A 16,569-nucleotide genomic window follows, 5' to 3' on the forward strand; every position below is an offset into this window, starting at 1 on the left:
CCTCAGGTGGTACCGGCGTATTCATGGAACCCTCGGCCTGACTTGCGGCCCAGGAGGCCCGCTTCCACCATCCGTAGCAGTAGGGGTGGTGGGGCGTGCCGGGGGTCCTTGAAGTCCGCGTACATCGCCTCCGCTATGGCCTTGAGGGTGTCCAGGCCGATCAGGTCCGCCAGGCTCAGGGGGCCCAGGGGGTGGGCGCAGCCCAGGGTCATGCCGGTGTCGATGTCGTCGGCCGAGGCGTGGCCGGACTCCAGCATCCGGATCGCCGACAGGAGGTACGGCACCAGCAGGGCGTTCACCACGAAGCCGGCCCGGTCCTGGGCGCGGATCACCTTCTTGTCCAGGACCGACGTGACGAACTCCTCCGCGCGGAGCTGTGTCTGAGGGCTCGTCAGGAGGGACGGCACGATCTCGACCAGCTCCAGGACCGGGACCGGGTTGAAGAAGTGGACCCCGATCACCTGGTGCGGGCGGGTGGTGGCCATGCCCAGTTTCATCACGGGCAGGGACGAGGTGTTGGAGGCGAGGACCGCGTCCTTCCGGGCGACGATCCGGTCGAGGGCGGCGAAGAGTTCCGTCTTGACCTTCTCGTTCTCCGTCGCCGCCTCCACCACCAGGTCCCGGTCGGCCAGTTCACCGAGCTCGGAGGTGACCCGCAACCCGTCCAGGGCGGCGTCGCGGTCCGCGCCGGTGAGCTTTCCGCGCCGTACGCCCCGCTCCAGCGAGGCGGTGATCCGGGCGCGGCCCGCCTCGGCCGCGGCCGGGGTCACCTCGTGGACCACGACGTCCAGCCCGGCCCGGGCGCAGACCTCGGCGATGCCCGCGCCCATCAGCCCGCAGCCGACGACCCCCACCCGGCGGATGTCGGAGGTCACCGGAACGCCGCCTGGCCCGTCAGCGCCTGCCCGATCACCAGGGTGTGCATCTCGGCGGTGCCCTCGTAGGTGAGGATCGACTCCAGGTTGTTGGCGTGCCGGATCACGGGGTACTCCAGCGAGATGCCGTTGGCGCCCAGCACGGTCCGCGCGGTGCGGCAGATCTCCAGCGCCGCCCGGGTGTTGTTGAGCTTGCCGTGGCTGACCTGCTCGGGGCGCAGGCCCCGGTCGTCCTTGATCCGGCCGAGGTGCAGGGCCAGCAGGATGCCCTTGTTCAGCTCCAGGGACATGTCGGTCAGCTTGGCCTGGGTGAGCTGGAAGCCGCTGATCGGGCGGCCGAACTGGACCCGGTCGCCCGCGTAGGCCAGCGCCGCCCGGAAGGCCGAGCGGGCGGCGCCCATCGCGCCCCAGGCGATGCCGTAGCGGGCCTCGCTCAGACAGGACAGGGGGCCGCGCAGGCCCCGTACACCGGGAAGCACGGCCGAGCCCGGCAGCCGTACCCCGTCCAGGACCAGCTCGCTGGTCACCGAGGCCCGCAGCGACATCTTGTGCTTGATCTCGGGCGCCGAGAAACCCGGCGTGTCGGTGGGGACGACGAAACCGCGGACGCCGTCCTCCGTCCGCGCCCAGACCACGGCGACCTCGGCGACCGAACCGTTGGTGATCCACATCTTGCGGCCGTCGAGGACCCAGTCGGCGCCGTCGCGGCGGGCCGACGTGCGCATGCTGCCGGGGTCGGAGCCGGAGTCGGGCTCGGTCAGGCCGAAGCAGCCGATCGCCGTGCCCGCCGCCATCCTCGGCAGCCATTCCTCCTTCTGCTCCTCGGAGCCGAAGGCGTGGATCGCGTACATCGCCAGGGAGCCCTGCACCGACACCAGGGAGCGCAGCCCGGAGTCGGTGGCCTCCAGCTCCAGACAGGCCAGGCCGTAGTCGACCGCGCTCATGCCGGCGCAGCCGTAGCCCTCCAGGTGCATGCCCAGCAGGCCCAGTTCACCGAGTTCCTTGGTCAGTCCGCGGATGTCCTCGATCCCGCCCCGCTCGAACCAGGCGGCGATGTGCGGGTCGACGCGCCGCTCGCAGAAGGTGCGCACGACGTCGCGGACGGCACGCTCCTCGTCGCTGAGCAGGCTGTCGAGTTCCAGGAGGTCGAGGGGATCGGCCGGGCGGCCGGGGTGCGGTGCGTGCATCGTCGGTCTCCAGAGAGGTCGGGGGGTCAGGCCTGCGGGCTGATGACGAAGTTGCTGAAGCCGCCGTTGCGTACGGCGATCCCGCCGATCGCCTCGTTGACCTGGTCCAGCGGGAACACCTGGTGCTCCAGGGGGCTCAGGTCCAGCAGGCCGGCTCCGGCCATGTCGGCCATGGTCTGGCCCTCGGCGGAGGTGAACCACGCCGAGCCGATGAGCCGCAGCTGCTGGTCCATCATCCGGTGGATGTCGATCGGGAGATCGCCCGCGACGGCCCCGATGTTGACGGCGATGCCGCCGCGCGCCATCGCCCGCATGCCCGCCCGGAACGTCTCGTGCGGGGCGCCCGGGCCGAGGGCGTCGATGTAGATGTCGGCGCCGTGGCCGCCGGTCTCCGCGCGGACCCACTCGTCGAGCGGGCCGTCGTCCAGGGAGTGCAGGCGGAGCCGCCCGCCCGCCAGTCTGCCGACCCGCTCCAGCAGGGCCCGGTCCCGTCCGGTGCCGTACACATGGGTCAGGCCCATGGCGGGCGCGAGGAGGGCGGCGGCGATACCCAGGGTGCCGCTGATGCCGTTGACCAGGATCCTCTTGCCGGGACCGGCCCCGGCCTTGCGCAGCGCCGAGTACATGGTGCCGATGTAGCCGAAGCGGGCGGACGCCTCGAAGGAGAGGGAGTCCGGCAGCTTCACCAGGCTGTACGCCGGGGCCACCATGTACTCGGCGAGGCCGCCCTGGTAGCGGTCGAGCAGCTGGAGCGCGGTGGGGGAGAAGCCGAAGTAGCCGGCGAAGGCGTAGCTGGCGCAGTTGATCGAGTCGCCGCCGCGGCACGAGCGGCAGGAGCCGCAGGAGCGGCCCGGGTTGACGTACACCCGGTCGCCGACCTCGAAGCCCTCGACGCCCTCGCCGATCTCCTCGATCACTCCCGCCGGGTCGAGACCGAAGACCGCGGGCAGGGTCGGCAGCGGGCTGTCCGGGAACCACGTGGTCCACATGTTCAGGATGTTGGCGAGGTTGGGCACGATGTTGACGGCGTGCACGGCCACCCGGACATCGCCGCGGCCGGGCTCGGGAACGGGCAGTTCCTCGATCTTCATCGGCTCGCCGACGTGGTGCATCCGCGCGGCTCGCATGGTCGCACTCATGACGTCTCCTCGGGGTGTGAGGGTTTCGGGGCAGGGGTGGGAGGGACGGCACCGACTGCGGTGCGGTCCGGGTGAGTCGGGGGTGGTACGGCGGGTCAGTCGTCCAGCAGCGTCGCGAGGCGCGTCCGCTGGAGCTTTCCGGTGGCCCCGCGCGGCAGGGCGGGCACGAGGCGCACCCGGCGCGGCCACTTGTGCCGGGCGAGCCGGCCGTCGAGATGTCCCCGGACGTCCTCCAGGGAGGGGGAGCCGGCGGGTCCGGCGGCGCCGACGACGAGGAAGGCGGTCACGACCTCGCCGTACACCGGGTCGGGCGCCCCCGTCACCGCGACCTCGACGACCCCCGGAAGGTCGGCGAGCGCGTTCTCGACCTCGGCGGGGTCGACGTTCTCCCCGCCGGTGATGATGGTGTCCTTCAGCCGGCCGACGACCGACAGCCGCCCCTCGGCGTCGTACCGGCCCCGGTCCCCCGACCGGAACCAGCCCGCGCCGTCGGTCACCGGCACCGGCCCGGCGGCCGTCCAGTACGCGGCGGCCACCGAGGGCCCGCGCACCCAGATCTCCCCGGGCGTGCCCGCCGGGGCGGGTGTGCCGTCCGGGTCCACGACCGTCAGCTCCACGTGCGGGCACGGTGACCCGGTGGACCCGGCAGGCTCCTCGGGCGCCGAGTACGTCACCCCGGCCGCGGTCTCCGTCAGACCGTAGGAGTCGACCACGCCGATCCCGCGGGCCCGGAACCGCTCGCGGGTGGCGCTCTGGGCGGGTGAGCCGCCGGACAGGATCCAGCGCAGGGTGTCGAGGTCGCCGCCGGTGAACCGGGGGTGCCGGGCCAGCAGGGCGGACATCGCGGGCACCGCGAACGCGCAGGTCACCCGGTGGTCGCGGACCAGGTCGACGAAGAGGTCCGGGGCGAAGCGCGGGGCCAGCACGACCGTGCCGCGCCGCGCCCAGATGTGCTGCGGGAGCCCGCCCAGCACGGCGACATGGGCCAGCGGGGTGGACACCAGCGCGGTGTCGCTCTCCCCGAAGGGCAGCCGGGCCAGGCCGTTGACCATGCTCCAGTGGAGGTTGTCGTGGGTGAGGGCCACGCCCTTGGGCCGGCCGGAGGTGCCGGAGGTGAACGCGACGATCGCGACGTCGGACCCGGCGGGCGGGTCGAAGGGGGAGTCCCCGGAGTCCTCGTCCTGCTCCTCGTCCCCGGCCGGGTGCAGGTCCTCCCAGCTCAGCCGGTGACCCGGACCCGCAGGGAAGCCCTCGTCGGCCACCACGGCCACCGGCCGGGTCTCCTCGCACACCACCGCCAGCTCTCCGGCGGTCACCTGCGGGTGCAGCGGCACGAGCACCGCTCCCGCCCGGGTCACCGCGAACAGCGTGATGAGGGCCTCGGGCCGGGCCGCCCCCTGCATCACCACCCGGTCGCCCCTGCGCACCCCGTGCTTGTCGAGGCGGGCGACGGTCCGCCGGACCGCGCGTTCCAGCCCGGCGTAGGTCCAGGCGCGGTCCCCGAAGACCAGGGCGGTCCGGGAGCCGGCCTCGGCCGCCGCGGCGGTCAGGTGCGCGCCGAACGTGTGCGTCATGTCCGCACCTCCGTCGTGCGTCTCGCGCGGGCGAGCGCGCCGAGCGTCGTCCCCGCCAGTTCGGCGGCGGTCACCGGCGTCCCGCGTTCCAGGAGCCGGCGGGCCGCGAGATGCTCGGCGGGCCAGTTCAGGGTCTCCACCGCCGTCAGCAGCCCGTCCCGGAAGGCGTACGCGGCCAGCCGCTCGGGGGAGTCCCCGGCCGCGAGGCGTACGTCGTCGGAGGGTGCCCGCAGCCCGGCGATCCGGAGCTTGACGTCCCCCTGGTCGCTCCAGAACCACGGCAGGCCGGTGTACGGCTCCGGGGGCCGCCCGGCGAGCCGGCGGCCGACCAGTGTTCCCTGGTCGGTGGCGTTCTGCACCGACTCCAGCCGCACCGGCCCGGCCGCGTGCGGATGCGGGGCGCGGGCGCAGTCGCCGACGGCGGAGATCCATGGATCGGACACCGAGCACAGCCGCTCGTCGACCAGCACCCCGTCGTCCACGGCGAGACCGGCGTCCCGCGCCAGCTCGTCGCGGGGGGCGGCGCCGATGCCGTACACGACGAGGTCGGCGGGCAGGACGCCCGCGGACGTCACGACCCGTTCCACCCGTCGCGAGCCCTCCAGGGCCTGGACGGCGGTGCCGGTGAGGACCCGGACGCCGGAGCGTTCGTGGCGCTCGCGCAGCCGGGGCTCCAGCTCGGGCGAGAGCGCGCGGCCGAGCAGCCGGCCGGCGAGTTCCACGACGGTCACCCGGGCGCCGTGCGCCAGGGCCACCCGGGCCAGTTCGAGGCCGATGAAGCCGCCGCCGACGACCACCACGTCCCGGGCCGTCGCGAGCGCCGCGCCGACGGCCAGCGCGTCGTCGAGGGAGCGCACGGCGTGCACCCCGGGGAGTCCGGCGCCCGGGACGGGCAGCGGGCGGTTGCGGGCGCCGGTCGCGAGGACGAGACGGGTGTACGGGACGCGTGCGCCGGAGCGGGCGAGGACCGTACGGGCGGCGGGGTCGAGGGAGACGACCTCGTCGTCCAGCCGGAGGGCGATGTCCCGCTCCCGGTAGAAGCTCTCCGGGACCAGCGCGACCTCGGGGCCGTCCGGCCCGGTGTGCGCCTTCTTCGACAACGGCGGCCGCTGGTACGGCAGATGCGGCTCGGCCCCGAACAGGGTGAGCGGACCGTCGTAGCCGCAGGCGCGCAGGGTGGAGGCGACGCTGAAGCCGGCCTGCCCGCCTCCCACGATCACCACGCCCGCGCTCACACCTGCTCCTCGGGGACGTGGACGACCAGTCCGTCCAGGGCGTCGGAGAGCACCACCTGGCAGCTGAGGCGGCTGGTGGGGCGGCGTTCGGCGGCGGTGAAGTCCAGCATCTCGTCCTCGACGTCGTTCGGGGGGCCCGCCGGCCCGGACCGGGCCGGGTCGAGGTAGACGTGGCAGGTGGCGCAGGAGGCGTTGCCGCCGCACTCGGCCACGATGCCCGGCACGCCGTGGGAGACGGCCGCCTGCATGAGCACGGTCCCCGACACGGCGGTGACCTTCTGTTCGGTCCCGTCGGGCGACCGGAAGATGACGGTGGGCATGAAGTCCTCCCGATGGGGACGGCTCAGGCGGCTTGCCAGGTGACGTTCAGCGAGGTCAGCCCGCGGAAGACCCAGCCGTCCAGGCGATCGTCCGCGCCTTCGGCGAGGCGCAGGCCCTTCAGACGGCTGAAGACGAGGGGCCAGGCGAGGGCGCTGACCTCGTGGCGCGCGACCCACGCGCCCATGCAGAAGTGCGGTCCCCCACCGAAGGCGAGGTGGGGACGGTGCGGGCGGTCGATGTCGAACTCGTCGGCCCGCTCGAACACCGACTCGTCCCGGTTGCCCGAGGCGATGACCAGGGCGACGCGGCTGCCGGCCGGGAGGGTCACCCCGGCGATCTCGTACTCCCGGGTGAGCTGGCGCGGGTACATGCCGATCGGCGAGACCCAGCGGGCGGTCTCCTCGAAGACCCGCTTCCACGCGGCCGGGTCGGCGAGGACCCGGGCCAGTGTGTCGGGGCGGTTCAGCAGCGCCCAGGCACCGACCCCGAAGACGTCCCGCGGCTCGTTGACCCCGCCGCCGATGATCACCTTGACGTTGTTCTGGATCTCGGACAGCTCCACCGGAACGGCCGCGTGGACCATGGCGGAGATCACCGAGCCGTCGGGCTCGCGGCGGGCCGCCTCGGCGGCCTCGGCGACGGCGTCCTCGATGGCCCGGGTGGCCCGCTCGGCGCGCAGCCAGACACCGGGGTCGTCGGCGTAGTTGCCGTTGGCGGCCATCATCGCCCGTGACCAGTCGGAGACGTCCGCGGCGCTCGCGGTGCGCAGTCCGAGGACGAGCGCCAGGTTGGCGGCGGCGAGGGGTTCGGCGAAGTCGGCGATCAGATCGGCCTCGCCGCGTCCGGCGATCCCTTCGAGCAGGTCGTGCGCGGTCTTCTCGAAGGCGCCGGCCCACAGGTCGCGGACCTGGCGGGGACGGGTGGGCGGCTCGGCCGCGGCCCGCAGCCGGCGGTGGTCCGGGTCGTCCTCGCGGAGCATGTTCGGGCCGACCGTGCGCAGCAGCAGCGAGCCCTCCTCGCGGGAGGAGAACACCTCGGGCAGCTTCTCCGCGTGGACGATGTCCTCGTGGCGGGTGAGCAGATGCCGGCCGACCGAGGGGACCCAGGCGAGCGGGGCGGTGCGGCGCAGGTCGGCGTAGGCGGGGTAGGGGTCGCGGCGCAGGTCGTCGAGGTCCAGGTCGACGACCGGAGCGCCGGGCGCCGCCGTCGTCGGGGCGCTCATGCGGTGCTGCCCGCGCCGATCAGCACGAAGAACAGGGTGGCGGGCTCGGTGCCGTTGTTCCGCCAGGCGTGCCGGGTGCCGTTCTGCACGACCAGGTCGCCGGGCTTCAGTACGGCCGTCTCCCCGCCGTCGAGGTCCAGGACGATCTCGCCGCTGAGGACGACGCCGTAGTCGACGGTGGGGGTGGTGTGCATGCCCGGGTTGTCCGGCTCGAACAGCTCGGCGAGGCCCGGGGTGGCCTCCAGCTGCTCGGCGCCGGCCGCGGCCGGGTCCCAGCCCGGGTCGGCGTACACACCGGCCGGGGGGAAGGTGACGGTCAGCGCGATCGTCTCGCCGGGGGCCGGCACATAGGAGGTGAGGGACGCCGTCGGATCGTCGGACGGGGCGGCGGGTGCGGTCGTGGTCCACACCAGGGAGCGACCGAAGCCGGGAGTGTGGGTGTACCGACGCGTGACGGGCGGCTCCCCGTCGCTGACGATGACGGGCTTGCCACTGGAGCCGACACCGGTGACGACACGACGGACCATGATTCTCTCCCTTGAGAAACCAACCTACTGTTAGATACTTGACAGTTAGAGGCTTGATGAAAAAACACCTGTGACAGTGGGCCGGTCCTCCCGGAGGCCGCTCACTCCGCGGGCGGGGTCTCCTGGTTGACCAGCGTACGCAGCAGATGCACCAGCTCACCGAGCTGGTCGTCGCGCAGCACGGCGGTCCAGGCCCGCTCGCGCCGCGTCTGGGCCTCGATGGCCCGGCGCAGGGTCTCGCGGCCCTCGGCGGTCAGCTCGACCGTCAGCTGGCGGCGGTCGGTCTCCACCCGCTCGCGGGCCACCAGGCCCCGGCTCTCCAGGGTCGCGAGCGCGCTGGAGATGGAGGCCCGGGTGGAGCCGGAGACTCGTCCGATGTCCTGCTGGGCGAGCGGGCCGTACACCCACAGCGCGTTGAGGATCCTGAAGCCCGCCCAGGTCAGGCCGAGCGGCCGGTGGACGTGCTTCTCGAAGTCCTTGGTCAGCCGGGCTTCCAGCCGGGTGAGGTCGGTGACCATCTCGATCGCGTCGAGGTCCCGGGGCTCGGTGGTGCCCAGCTCGCGATGGTGATGGCGCAGGAGCTCCGAGAACTCCCGGGTCCGGCTGACGCCGGCGAGGCCCGGCTCGCCCACGGTGTCCGTCACGATCTCCCGCCCTTTCCGTTGCGGCCGGCCGGCTGGAGTCAGCCGGCGACGACCGGGTTGACCATAGTGCCGACGCCGGTGACCTCGGTCCGCAGGACCTTACCCGCGGTGAGGTAGAGACGAGGAGTGCGGCGGACGCCGCAGCCGGCCGGGGTGCCCGTGAAGATCAGGTCACCCGGCTCGAACGTCACCCGCCTCGACAGCCAGGCGATCAGCTCGGGCACGCTGAAGATGAGGTCCGAGGTCCGCCCCCGCTGCACCTCCAGATCGTCGACCCAGCCCGCGACCTCGATGTCGTCGGGGTCGGCGAACTCGTCGAGCGTCACCAGGTACGGCCCGATCGGGCTGAAGGTGTCGTACGACTTCGGCAGCGTGAACTGGTTGATCGGCTTGCGCCACTGCTCCTTGCGGTCGGAGACGTCCTGACCGGCGGTGACGCCGGCGACGTACGACCACGCCTCGGCCTCGGGGATGTTCTTGCCGGTGCGGCCCATGACGACGACCAGCTCGGCCTCGTAGTCGACCTTGTCGTACTGCGGCTCGACCACGATCGCGTCGTACGGGCCGACGACCGACGAGGCGAACTTCGCGAAGACCGACGGCTCGTCCGGGACCGGCAGGTTCGACTCCTCGGCGTGCGCCCGGTAGTTCAGAGCGACCCCGATCGCCTTGTACGGCTTGGCGACGCGGCCCAGGTCGTGCTCGTCGAACGGCTTCCAGTCGCCGTCCCCGGCGCTCTCCGCGAGGGCCCGCAGCTCGTCGTGGAGAGCGAGGTCGCTCAGCACCTCCAGGCGCGGCTCGATCGCTCCCTTGCTCGCGTCCGCGATGTCGAGGGCGAGGCCGTCGCGGACGAGGACGGGGCGGCCGGCGAGGTGGGCGAGCTTCATGCGGCTTCTTCCTTCTGGTCGCGGGTCCGGGGCAGGGGCAGGGCGAGCTCGCCCTCCACCCGCACACCGAGGGTGTTGATGACGGTGGCGATGGTCAGGTACTGGCCGACCGTGTAGAGGACGTCGATGATCTGCTCCGTGCTCAGGTGCCCCGCCAGCCGGTCCCACAGCTCGTCGTCCACGCCCCGGTGGTCCAGGAGCGAGTCGGTGGCGGTGAGCAGCACCCGGTCGAGCTCGGTCAGACCGTCCCCGTCGCCGTGCGCGGCGGCCAGGATCGTCGCGTCGGCGAGACCGGCGCGGCGGGCGATCCGGACGTGCTGGTCCCACTCGTAGGCGGCCTGCGCCCGGGCGGCGATCCTGAGGATCATCAGCTCCCGGGAGGGCAGCGGCAGGGTGTTCTTGCCCAGCACGTGGTTGCCGAAGACGAGGAAGCGGCGCAGGGCGTCCTCGTGGTGCGCGAGGGTGGCCCAGATCGTGTAGATCCGGCCGTCCTGATCGCGGTACGGCGCCAGCGACGCCAGCGTCTTCTCGTGCAGCTCGCTCTCGTCGACGGGCTGCAGGCGGGCCTTCTCGGGCACTTCTCCCGGCATCGTCGGACCTCCTCGGCTCGATGACGTCAACGTATTCGTATGACCCTTGACCGTCAAGGGTCTGACAAATATCGTCTTCGTCATGACGATCCAGAGCCTGGGGTACGTCGGAATCGGCGCCCCCGACCCGACAGCATGGGCGGAGTACGCCCGCAACGTGATAGGCCTCGCGGTCGAGCCCGGGGACTCCGTGCCGTACCGCCTGCGCATGGACCAGCACCCGTTCCGGATGTGGCTGACCGAGGCCCCGAAGGGGGGTGTGACGGTCATCGGCTGGGAGGTCCGCGACGCCACGGCCATCGACGCGATGACCGTCCGTCTGAAGGAGGCCGGTGTCGACGTCGCCGTGGGCACGGACGAGGAGTGCCAGGACCGCCAGGTGGCCCGCATGGTGCACTTCACCGGCCCCCTCGGCATCCGCACCGAACTGTTCTGCGGCCGCCGCCTCGCCCCCACCCGGTTCGTCTCACCGCTCGGCGTCGACTTCGTGACCGGCGACCAGGGGCTCGGGCACGTGGTGATGAAGACGCCGCGCGTGCAGGAGGCCGTCGACTTCTACTGCGACGTCCTGGGCTTCCGGCTCAGCGACACCGCCGACTACCCCTGGGGCACCTTCTACTTCCTCGGCTGCAACCCGAGGCACCACAGCATCGCCTTCATCCGGTCGTACAAGAACGAGGGCACCCACCACATCCTGTGCGAGGTCACCGGTACGGAAGAGGTCGGCCGCGCCCTCGACCGCACCCGTGCGCACGACGTCCCGCTCATGGCCACGCTCGGCAAGCACGCCAACGACGGGATGTTCTCCTTCTACATGACCTCCCCGGCCGGCTTCGGCATCGAGATCGGGGCGGGCGGGGTGCAGGTCGACGAGAGCACCTGGGTCAGCCGGGTCTACACCGCCGACGTCTGGGGCCACCACCCCGTCCCGTGAGCCGACCCCACCCCCTCGAAGAAAGCGGGCCGTATCCCATGCTCCAGAGCCATCTGCAGGACACCTGGGTCACCCCCACCGCCGCGGACGGGTCCGCGACCGACGTGCACGACGCGGTCACCGGGGACCTGGTGTGCCGTGTCTCCTCCGCCGGCCTCGACCTCGACGGGGCGTTCGGCCACGCCCGCCGCGTCGGCGGCCCCGCGCTGCGGGCCCTGACCTTCCCTCAACGGGCCGGGCTGCTGGAGGCCGTCGCAGACGCCGTGCGCGCCCGTCGCACCGAGCTGTACGCCCTCTCCGCCCGCGCCGGTGCCACCCTGAACGACGCGCGGTACGACGTCGACGGCGGTGTCCGCGTCCTGCGCGACTACGCCGCCCGGGCCCGCGCCGGACTCCCGGACGCACCCCATCTGGTCGAGGGCCCCGCCGAACGCCTCGCCCGCGCCGGGGACTTCCTCGGCGTGCACCTCGTCACCCCCTCGCCGGGGCTGATGCTCCAGGTCAACGCCTTCAACTTCCCCGTCTGGGCCCCGCTGGAGAAGCTCGCCCAGGCCGTCCTGGCGGGCCTGCCGAGCGTGGTGAAGCCGGCCACCCCGACCGCGTACCTCACGGAGCACCTGGTTCGGATCGTGACGGAGGCCGGCGTCCTGCCGCCCGGCGCGCTCCAGTTGGTCGTCGGCTCGGTCCGGCCTGCCCTCGACCTCCTCGGTGAGCAGGACGTCCTGTCCTTCACCGGCTCCGCCGCCACCGCCGGGACCCTGCGCGTCCACCCGGCCCTGGTGTCCCGGTCGGTCCGCTTCAACGCCGAGGCCGACTCCGTCAACGCGATCGTCCTCGCCCCCGACGTCGCCCCCGGCACACCGCTGTTCGACGCGTTCGTGCGCGAGGTGGTGACCGAGATGACGGTCAAGGCGGGCCAGAAGTGCACCGCGATCCGCCGGGTCCTCGTCCCCCGTGAGCGGGAGGCCGCCGCCCTCGACGCGATCGCCGCCGAGCTGGCGGGGGTGACCGTGGGCGACCCCGCCGCCGAGGGCGTCCGGATGGGCGCGGTCGTCAGCCTCGCCCAGCGGGAGGACGTACGGCGGGCCGTGCGCCGGATCGCCGCGTCGGGCCGGTTCGTGCACGGCGACCCGGACAAGGTGCGGGCCGTCGGCGCCGACCCCGAGCGGGGCGCCTTCCTGGACACGCTGCTGCTCTCCGCCGACCCGGAGGCCGCCGCCCCGCACGAGGTCGAGCCGTTCGGGCCGGCGGCGACCGTGCTGGCGTACCGGGACACCGCGCACGCGGCGGACCTGCTGGCGCGCGGACGCGGCAGCCTCGCCGCGTCCCTGGTGAGCGACGACGTCCCGTGGACCGCCGCCCTCGTCGCGGAGACGGCCGCCTGGCACGGCCGGCTGCACCTGCTCGACTCCGTCACCATGGCCGGGACCACCGGCCACGGCTCACCGCTGCCCGCACTGCGGCACGGCGGCCCCGGCCGGGCCGGCGGCGGCTCGGAGCTGGCGGGCCTACGGGGCGTCCTGGACCTGATGCAGCGGACCGCGATACAGGCGTCGCCGCGGGTACTGGACGCACTGGGGGCATGAGACACGGCGAGGCCGGCCCCGTGACAGGTCGGGGCGGCCCCGGGGCGCGGTCGGGGCCGCCCACTGACGCGACCGCCGAGGGGCGGCCCCGTGACGCGGCTGGGGGGGGCGGCCCTGTGAACATGGGCGGAGCGGCCGTTCCGCGACGCGGCTGGGGGGCGGCCCTGTGAACATGGGCCGAGCGGCCGTTCCGCGACGCGGCTGGGGGCCCTGTGAACATGGGCGGAGCGGTCGTTCCGCGACGCGGCTGGGCCGTCACGTGACGCGAGTGAGGGGCCGCCGCCACGCGAGCATGGCCGAAGGGCCTCCTGTGGCACGGCGGAGTGGTCGTCCCGCGCGGCTGAGGGGCCGTCTTGTGCCGTCGCCGAGGGGCGTCCGGTGGCGCGGTTGGGGGCGGCCCGTGAACTTGGTCGAGGGGCCGTCCCGTGGCATGGCGGAGCGGTCATCCCGTTCGGCTGGGGGGCCGTCTCGTGCCGCTGTCGGGCGGCCGTCCGGTGACGCGGTTGGGGGCGGCCCGTGAACTTGGTCGAGGGGCCGTCCCGTGGCATGGCGGAGCGGTCGTCCCGCGCGGCTGAGGGCCGTCCCGTGACGCGGGCTGAGGTGCCGTCTTGTGCCGCTGTCGGGCGGCCGTCCGGTGACGCGGCTGGGGGGCGGCCCGTGAACTTGGTCGAGGGGCCGTCCCGTGAGCATGGCCGAGCGGTCGTCCCTTGCCATGGTGGAGCGGGCGTCCCGTGACGCGGCTGAGGGGCCGTCCCGTGGGGCAAGGGTGAAGAGGCCGGCCCGTGGGGCAAGGGTGAAGAGGCCGGCCCGTGATGTGCGTGGGGCGGCCTCCTCGGGTGCGTGTGGGGTCAGGCCTTGCTGCGGGACGCCCCGGCCGGGGACTTGGGAGCCGCGGCCCGGCTCGTCGTCCGGCGGGCGGCGGCCACCTTCTTGGCGGGAGCCTTCGCGGCGGGCTCGGGGGCGGTCGCCCCGGCCTCGTCCTCGGGCTCCTTCGCCGCGGGGGCGCCCGTGATCCCGCCCAGGCAGAACGCCCACACCTCCTCGGCGGAGATCGGCGACGGATGCGCGCCCACCGGGGCCGCGGGGGCGCGGGCGGTGAACATCGCGGTCTGCATGATGAGGGAGGCGGTGCGGCGCGGCTTGGGGGAGACGGCCTGGCCCGCCGCCACGGCCTCCTCCACCAGCTCGGTGAAGAAGCCGAGCAGCGGCAGATGGGCGCTGGCCACCTGGTCGGGGTGGCTGACCAGGAGCTGGATGGCGAAGTCGGTGAACAGCGGGGACTGGGCGCCCGCCCGCGGCTCGGAGGAGTGGTACAGCAGGTCGACCGCGATCCTCAGCCGGTCCAGCGGGTCGCGCCCGGCCGCCGCGGCCTCGCGGATCTGCGTGGCCGACCGGGCCAGGGCGTCCTCGAAGAGCGCGAGCAGCAGCTCGTGCTTGCCGTCGAAGTGCTGGTAGAAGCTGCGCAGCGACTGGCGGGAACGCTCCACGACCTCCTGCACGGTGAAGTCGGTGGTGCCCTTGTCGGCGATCAGCTCCTGCGCGGCGTCCAGGAAGCGCTGGACGCGTTGCTCCGCGCGCAGCTTCGCGGCGCGCGTGGAGCGCTCGACGGCACGCTGCCGCCAGGCTGGCTCGGGTGTCTCGACCGGATCTGCGGGGACGGCACTCATGGCAGAACGGTACTCCACTCATGTGAAAAGAGAGGGCGCTCCCCCTACCGAATTGCGCTGTCTCAGAAACAAGACTCTTACTTCCCGATAGTGAGAATGTTATTCTCGCGCGGTGTCCGTGTCGGGCCCGTGTCGAGGCCCGGGGAGGGAGGCCGGGAGTGGAGTTCGAACTCGACGACGAGCAGCGGCTGCTGCGCCGCACGGCGCGCGAGACGGTCGCCAAGGTGCGCGGCCGGCCCGAGCGGGAGCAGTGGGAGACCTATCTGCGGCTGGGCTGGCTGGAGGCGCCCCCGCTGGAACTGGCGCTCGTCCTGGAGGAGTTGGGGTACGCCGCCGACCCCACCCCGTTCCTGGCCACCGCCACCTGGTTCGTCCCGCTGGCCGGCCGGCTCCCCGAGGGCAGCGGGACCGCGGTCTTCGACGGCCTCGGACGGTACGTCCTCGACGCCGACCGCGCCGACGAGGTCGCCCTGCTCACCCCGGACGGCGTCACCGTCGTGCCCGGTGCCGGACTGGCCGCCGAGCGGATCCCGGTCCTCGACCCGCGGCTGCACGTGGCCCGGGTCCGGGCGCCCGGCGCACTCGCCCCCGGCGTACCGGACCTGGCGCTCACCGGACTCGCCGCCACCGCGGTCGGCGCCTGCCGCCGGGTCCTCGACCTCGTACTGGCCCATGTGAAGCAGCGGGTGCAGTTCGGGCGGCCGCTCGGCTCCTTCCAGGCCGTCAAGCACAAGGCCGCCGACCTGCACGTGGCGATCGAACGCGCCCGTGCCCTCACCCACTTCGCCGCCCTGACGATCGCCGAGGACGACCCGCGCCGCACCCGGGCCGCGCACATGGCCAAGGCGGCGGCCGGGGAGTGCCAGCGGCTGGTCTTCCGGCACGGCCTCCAGCTCTTCGGCGCGATGGGCTTCACCTGGGAGAACGAGCTCCAGTACGCGCTGAAGCGGGCCCAGGCCTGCGATCTCCTCCTCGGTACCGCGTCCGCCCACCGGAAGGCGCTGCTCCCATGATGAGACTGGCCGACGACCCCCAGGTCACCGCGTTCCGGGCCGAGTTCGCCGCGTTCCTCGACGCGCACCTGCCCACCGAGGCCGAGGCCCGGGAACGCCCCCGTTCCAGCGCCCATGTCCCCGACTGGGCCCGCCGCTGGCAGCGCACCCTGTTCGACCACGGCTGGCTGCTCCCCGGCCAGCCCCCGGAGTACGGCGGCCGACACGCCACCCTGCCCCAACAGCTCGCGCATCTCGAGGAGTTGGCCGACCGGCGCATCTACCACAGCTTCAACCCGCAGGGCCTGGGCATCATCGCCGCCTCCCTGCTCACCTTCGGCACCGAGGAGCAGAAGGCCCGCTGGGCGGTGCCGATCCTGCGCGCCGAGGTCACCGCCGCGCTCGGCATGAGCGAACCGGAGGCGGGCTCCGACCTCGCCTCCCTGCGCACCCGGGCGGTCCTGCGGGACGATGTCTTCGTCGTCGACGGGCAGAAGATCTGGACCTCAGGCGCCCATGACGCCGACGTCCTGCTGACCTTCGTGCGCACCGACCCCGACGCGCCCCGGCACCGGGGCATCAGCGCCCTGCTGATCCCGACCGCCACCGAGGGCGTCGTCCGCCGCCCGTTCGGCTCGATCGCGGCCGAGGACGACCTCGACTTCAACGAGGTGTTCCTCACCGGAGTCCGCGTCCCCCGGGAGAACCTCGTCGGCCCCCTGAACGAGGGCTGGCGGGTGGCGAACGGCTCCCTCGGCCATGAACGCACCCTGCTCTGGCTGTCGTACGCCGAACGCCTCGCGGACCTGGTGCGCGACGCCGCCGGCACCGGCGGCGACCAGGAGTGGTACGCCACGCTCCAGATGGACCTCCAGGCCCTGCGCCTCCTCGGCCACCGGCAGCTCGGCCCGGACCGCGACCCCGCCGAGATCTCGGTGCTGAAGCTGCTGGGCTCCGAGGCCGTCCAGAACGCCTCGCTGCACGCCGTGGAGGCGGCGGGCGCGGACGCGCTGCCGCACCCGGTGCGCACCGGCCCGCACCACCACATGAACAACGAGGACTTCGTCTCCAGCTGGTTCGAGCGCTACGCGCGCAGCTTCGCCGGCACCATCGCGGGCGGCACCAGCGAGATCCAGCGCAACATCATCGCCGAGCGCCTCCTCGGCCTGCCCCGCTGACCACCCCAAGG

General features: G+C 73.3%; 16 protein-coding genes. 4 read left to right on the top strand and 12 right to left on the bottom strand.

All coding sequences use genetic code 11. The annotated features are described in order from the left end of the window. Positions 1 to 2: 2 nt before the first annotated feature. The 11 genes from ABZ490_RS04560 to ABZ490_RS04610 all read right to left on the bottom strand — a co-directional run bounded on the left by ABZ490_RS04560 (position 3) and on the right by ABZ490_RS04610 (position 10,201). Entirely contained in the window at positions 3 to 875 is an 873-nt protein-coding gene (locus ABZ490_RS04560; RefSeq protein ID WP_358983991.1) for a 3-hydroxybutyryl-CoA dehydrogenase, read from the bottom strand. After that, a complete protein-coding gene (locus ABZ490_RS04565; RefSeq protein ID WP_358983994.1) occupies positions 872 to 2,062 on the bottom strand; it encodes an acyl-CoA dehydrogenase family protein in 1,191 nt (396 codons plus the stop codon). Before ABZ490_RS04565 ends, ABZ490_RS04560 begins: the two co-directional genes overlap by 4 nt. Positions 2,063 to 2,088: 26 nt before the next feature. Next, positions 2,089 to 3,201, bottom strand: coding sequence for an alcohol dehydrogenase catalytic domain-containing protein (locus ABZ490_RS04570; RefSeq protein WP_358983997.1), 1,113 nt, complete (start codon positions 3,199 to 3,201; stop codon positions 2,089 to 2,091). A gap of 95 nt (positions 3,202 to 3,296) precedes the next feature. Then, the gene (locus tag ABZ490_RS04575; RefSeq protein WP_358984000.1) at positions 3,297 to 4,775 is read right to left on the bottom strand and encodes an AMP-binding protein; all 1,479 of its coding nucleotides are present in this window, start codon (positions 4,773 to 4,775) and stop codon (positions 3,297 to 3,299) included. Next, a complete protein-coding gene (locus tag ABZ490_RS04580; protein ID WP_358984003.1) occupies positions 4,772 to 6,010 on the bottom strand; it encodes an FAD-dependent oxidoreductase in 1,239 nt (412 codons plus the stop codon). The genes ABZ490_RS04575 and ABZ490_RS04580 overlap by 4 nt, the downstream gene beginning before the upstream one ends. Further along, a complete protein-coding gene (locus tag ABZ490_RS04585; RefSeq protein WP_358984006.1) occupies positions 6,007 to 6,330 on the bottom strand; it encodes a 2Fe-2S iron-sulfur cluster-binding protein in 324 nt (107 codons plus the stop codon). The genes ABZ490_RS04580 and ABZ490_RS04585 overlap by 4 nt, the downstream gene beginning before the upstream one ends. Before the next feature lie 23 nt (positions 6,331 to 6,353). Next, positions 6,354 to 7,553 carry a cytochrome P450 gene (locus tag ABZ490_RS04590; RefSeq protein WP_358984009.1) on the bottom strand — a complete coding sequence of 400 codons (1,200 nt, stop codon included), beginning with the start codon at positions 7,551 to 7,553 and terminating at the stop codon, positions 6,354 to 6,356. Continuing rightward, entirely contained in the window at positions 7,550 to 8,080 is a 531-nt protein-coding gene (locus tag ABZ490_RS04595; RefSeq protein WP_358984012.1) for a cupin domain-containing protein, read from the bottom strand. Before ABZ490_RS04595 ends, ABZ490_RS04590 begins: the two co-directional genes overlap by 4 nt. A 101-nt stretch (positions 8,081 to 8,181) precedes the next feature. Then, positions 8,182 to 8,724: a MarR family transcriptional regulator gene (locus tag ABZ490_RS04600; RefSeq protein ID WP_358984015.1), complete on the bottom strand. Its 543-nt coding sequence runs from the start codon at positions 8,722 to 8,724 to the stop codon at positions 8,182 to 8,184. 38 nt (positions 8,725 to 8,762) lie between these two features. Next, positions 8,763 to 9,611, bottom strand: a complete 849-nt coding sequence (locus ABZ490_RS04605; RefSeq protein ID WP_358984018.1) for a fumarylacetoacetate hydrolase family protein — start codon at positions 9,609 to 9,611, stop codon at positions 8,763 to 8,765. Next, the gene (locus tag ABZ490_RS04610; protein WP_358984021.1) at positions 9,608 to 10,201 is read right to left on the bottom strand and encodes a carboxymuconolactone decarboxylase family protein; all 594 of its coding nucleotides are present in this window, start codon (positions 10,199 to 10,201) and stop codon (positions 9,608 to 9,610) included. The genes ABZ490_RS04605 and ABZ490_RS04610 overlap by 4 nt, the downstream gene beginning before the upstream one ends. Positions 10,202 to 10,283: 82 nt before the next feature. Between ABZ490_RS04610 and ABZ490_RS04615 the strand changes: the two genes are divergently transcribed. Next, positions 10,284 to 11,135: a VOC family protein gene (locus ABZ490_RS04615; protein WP_358984024.1), complete on the top strand. Its 852-nt coding sequence runs from the start codon at positions 10,284 to 10,286 to the stop codon at positions 11,133 to 11,135. After that, on the top strand, positions 11,132 to 12,721 hold the full coding sequence (gene paaZ / locus ABZ490_RS04620; protein ID WP_358984027.1) for a phenylacetic acid degradation bifunctional protein PaaZ: 1,590 nt from the start codon (positions 11,132 to 11,134) through the stop codon (positions 12,719 to 12,721). The genes ABZ490_RS04615 and paaZ overlap by 4 nt, the downstream gene beginning before the upstream one ends. A gap of 848 nt (positions 12,722 to 13,569) precedes the next feature. On the opposite strand, the gene ABZ490_RS04625 is transcribed toward paaZ, so the two are convergent. After that, entirely contained in the window at positions 13,570 to 14,388 is an 819-nt protein-coding gene (locus ABZ490_RS04625; RefSeq protein WP_358984030.1) for a TetR/AcrR family transcriptional regulator, read from the bottom strand. A 158-nt stretch (positions 14,389 to 14,546) separates the two neighbouring features. Between ABZ490_RS04625 and ABZ490_RS04630 the strand changes: the two genes are divergently transcribed. Further along, the gene (locus ABZ490_RS04630) at positions 14,547 to 15,401 is read left to right on the top strand and encodes an acyl-CoA dehydrogenase family protein (RefSeq protein WP_358984033.1); all 855 of its coding nucleotides are present in this window, start codon (positions 14,547 to 14,549) and stop codon (positions 15,399 to 15,401) included. Then, entirely contained in the window at positions 15,398 to 16,558 is a 1,161-nt protein-coding gene (locus tag ABZ490_RS04635) for an acyl-CoA dehydrogenase family protein (RefSeq protein ID WP_358984036.1), read from the top strand. Before ABZ490_RS04630 ends, ABZ490_RS04635 begins: the two co-directional genes overlap by 4 nt. Positions 16,559 to 16,569 lie beyond the last annotated feature (11 nt).

The sequence above is a fragment of the Streptomyces sp. NPDC005811 genome, assembly GCF_040630405.1.
Classification (GTDB): Bacteria; Actinomycetota; Actinomycetes; order Streptomycetales; family Streptomycetaceae; genus Streptomyces.

What these genes read in the sequence shown, in the direction of transcription:
- ABZ490_RS04610 (WP_358984021.1), bottom strand. Translation starts at nt 10,201, where the DNA reads ATGCCGGGAGAAGTGCCCGAGAAGGCCCGCCTGCAGCCCGTCGACGAG.
- ABZ490_RS04625 (WP_358984030.1), bottom strand. Translation starts at nt 14,388, where the DNA reads ATGAGTGCCGTCCCCGCAGATCCGGTCGAGACACCCGAGCCAGCCTGG.
- ABZ490_RS04605 (WP_358984018.1), bottom strand. Translation starts at nt 9,611, where the DNA reads ATGAAGCTCGCCCACCTCGCCGGCCGCCCCGTCCTCGTCCGCGACGGC.
- ABZ490_RS04635 (WP_358984036.1), top strand. Translation starts at nt 15,398, where the DNA reads ATGATGAGACTGGCCGACGACCCCCAGGTCACCGCGTTCCGGGCCGAG.
- ABZ490_RS04585 (WP_358984006.1), bottom strand. Translation starts at nt 6,330, where the DNA reads ATGCCCACCGTCATCTTCCGGTCGCCCGACGGGACCGAACAGAAGGTC.
- ABZ490_RS04565 (WP_358983994.1), bottom strand. Translation starts at nt 2,062, where the DNA reads ATGCACGCACCGCACCCCGGCCGCCCGGCCGATCCCCTCGACCTCCTG.
- ABZ490_RS04595 (WP_358984012.1), bottom strand. Translation starts at nt 8,080, where the DNA reads ATGGTCCGTCGTGTCGTCACCGGTGTCGGCTCCAGTGGCAAGCCCGTC.
- ABZ490_RS04590 (WP_358984009.1), bottom strand. Translation starts at nt 7,553, where the DNA reads ATGAGCGCCCCGACGACGGCGGCGCCCGGCGCTCCGGTCGTCGACCTG.
- ABZ490_RS04570 (WP_358983997.1), bottom strand. Translation starts at nt 3,201, where the DNA reads ATGAGTGCGACCATGCGAGCCGCGCGGATGCACCACGTCGGCGAGCCG.
- ABZ490_RS04575 (WP_358984000.1), bottom strand. Translation starts at nt 4,775, where the DNA reads ATGACGCACACGTTCGGCGCGCACCTGACCGCCGCGGCGGCCGAGGCC.
- ABZ490_RS04615 (WP_358984024.1), top strand. Translation starts at nt 10,284, where the DNA reads ATGACGATCCAGAGCCTGGGGTACGTCGGAATCGGCGCCCCCGACCCG.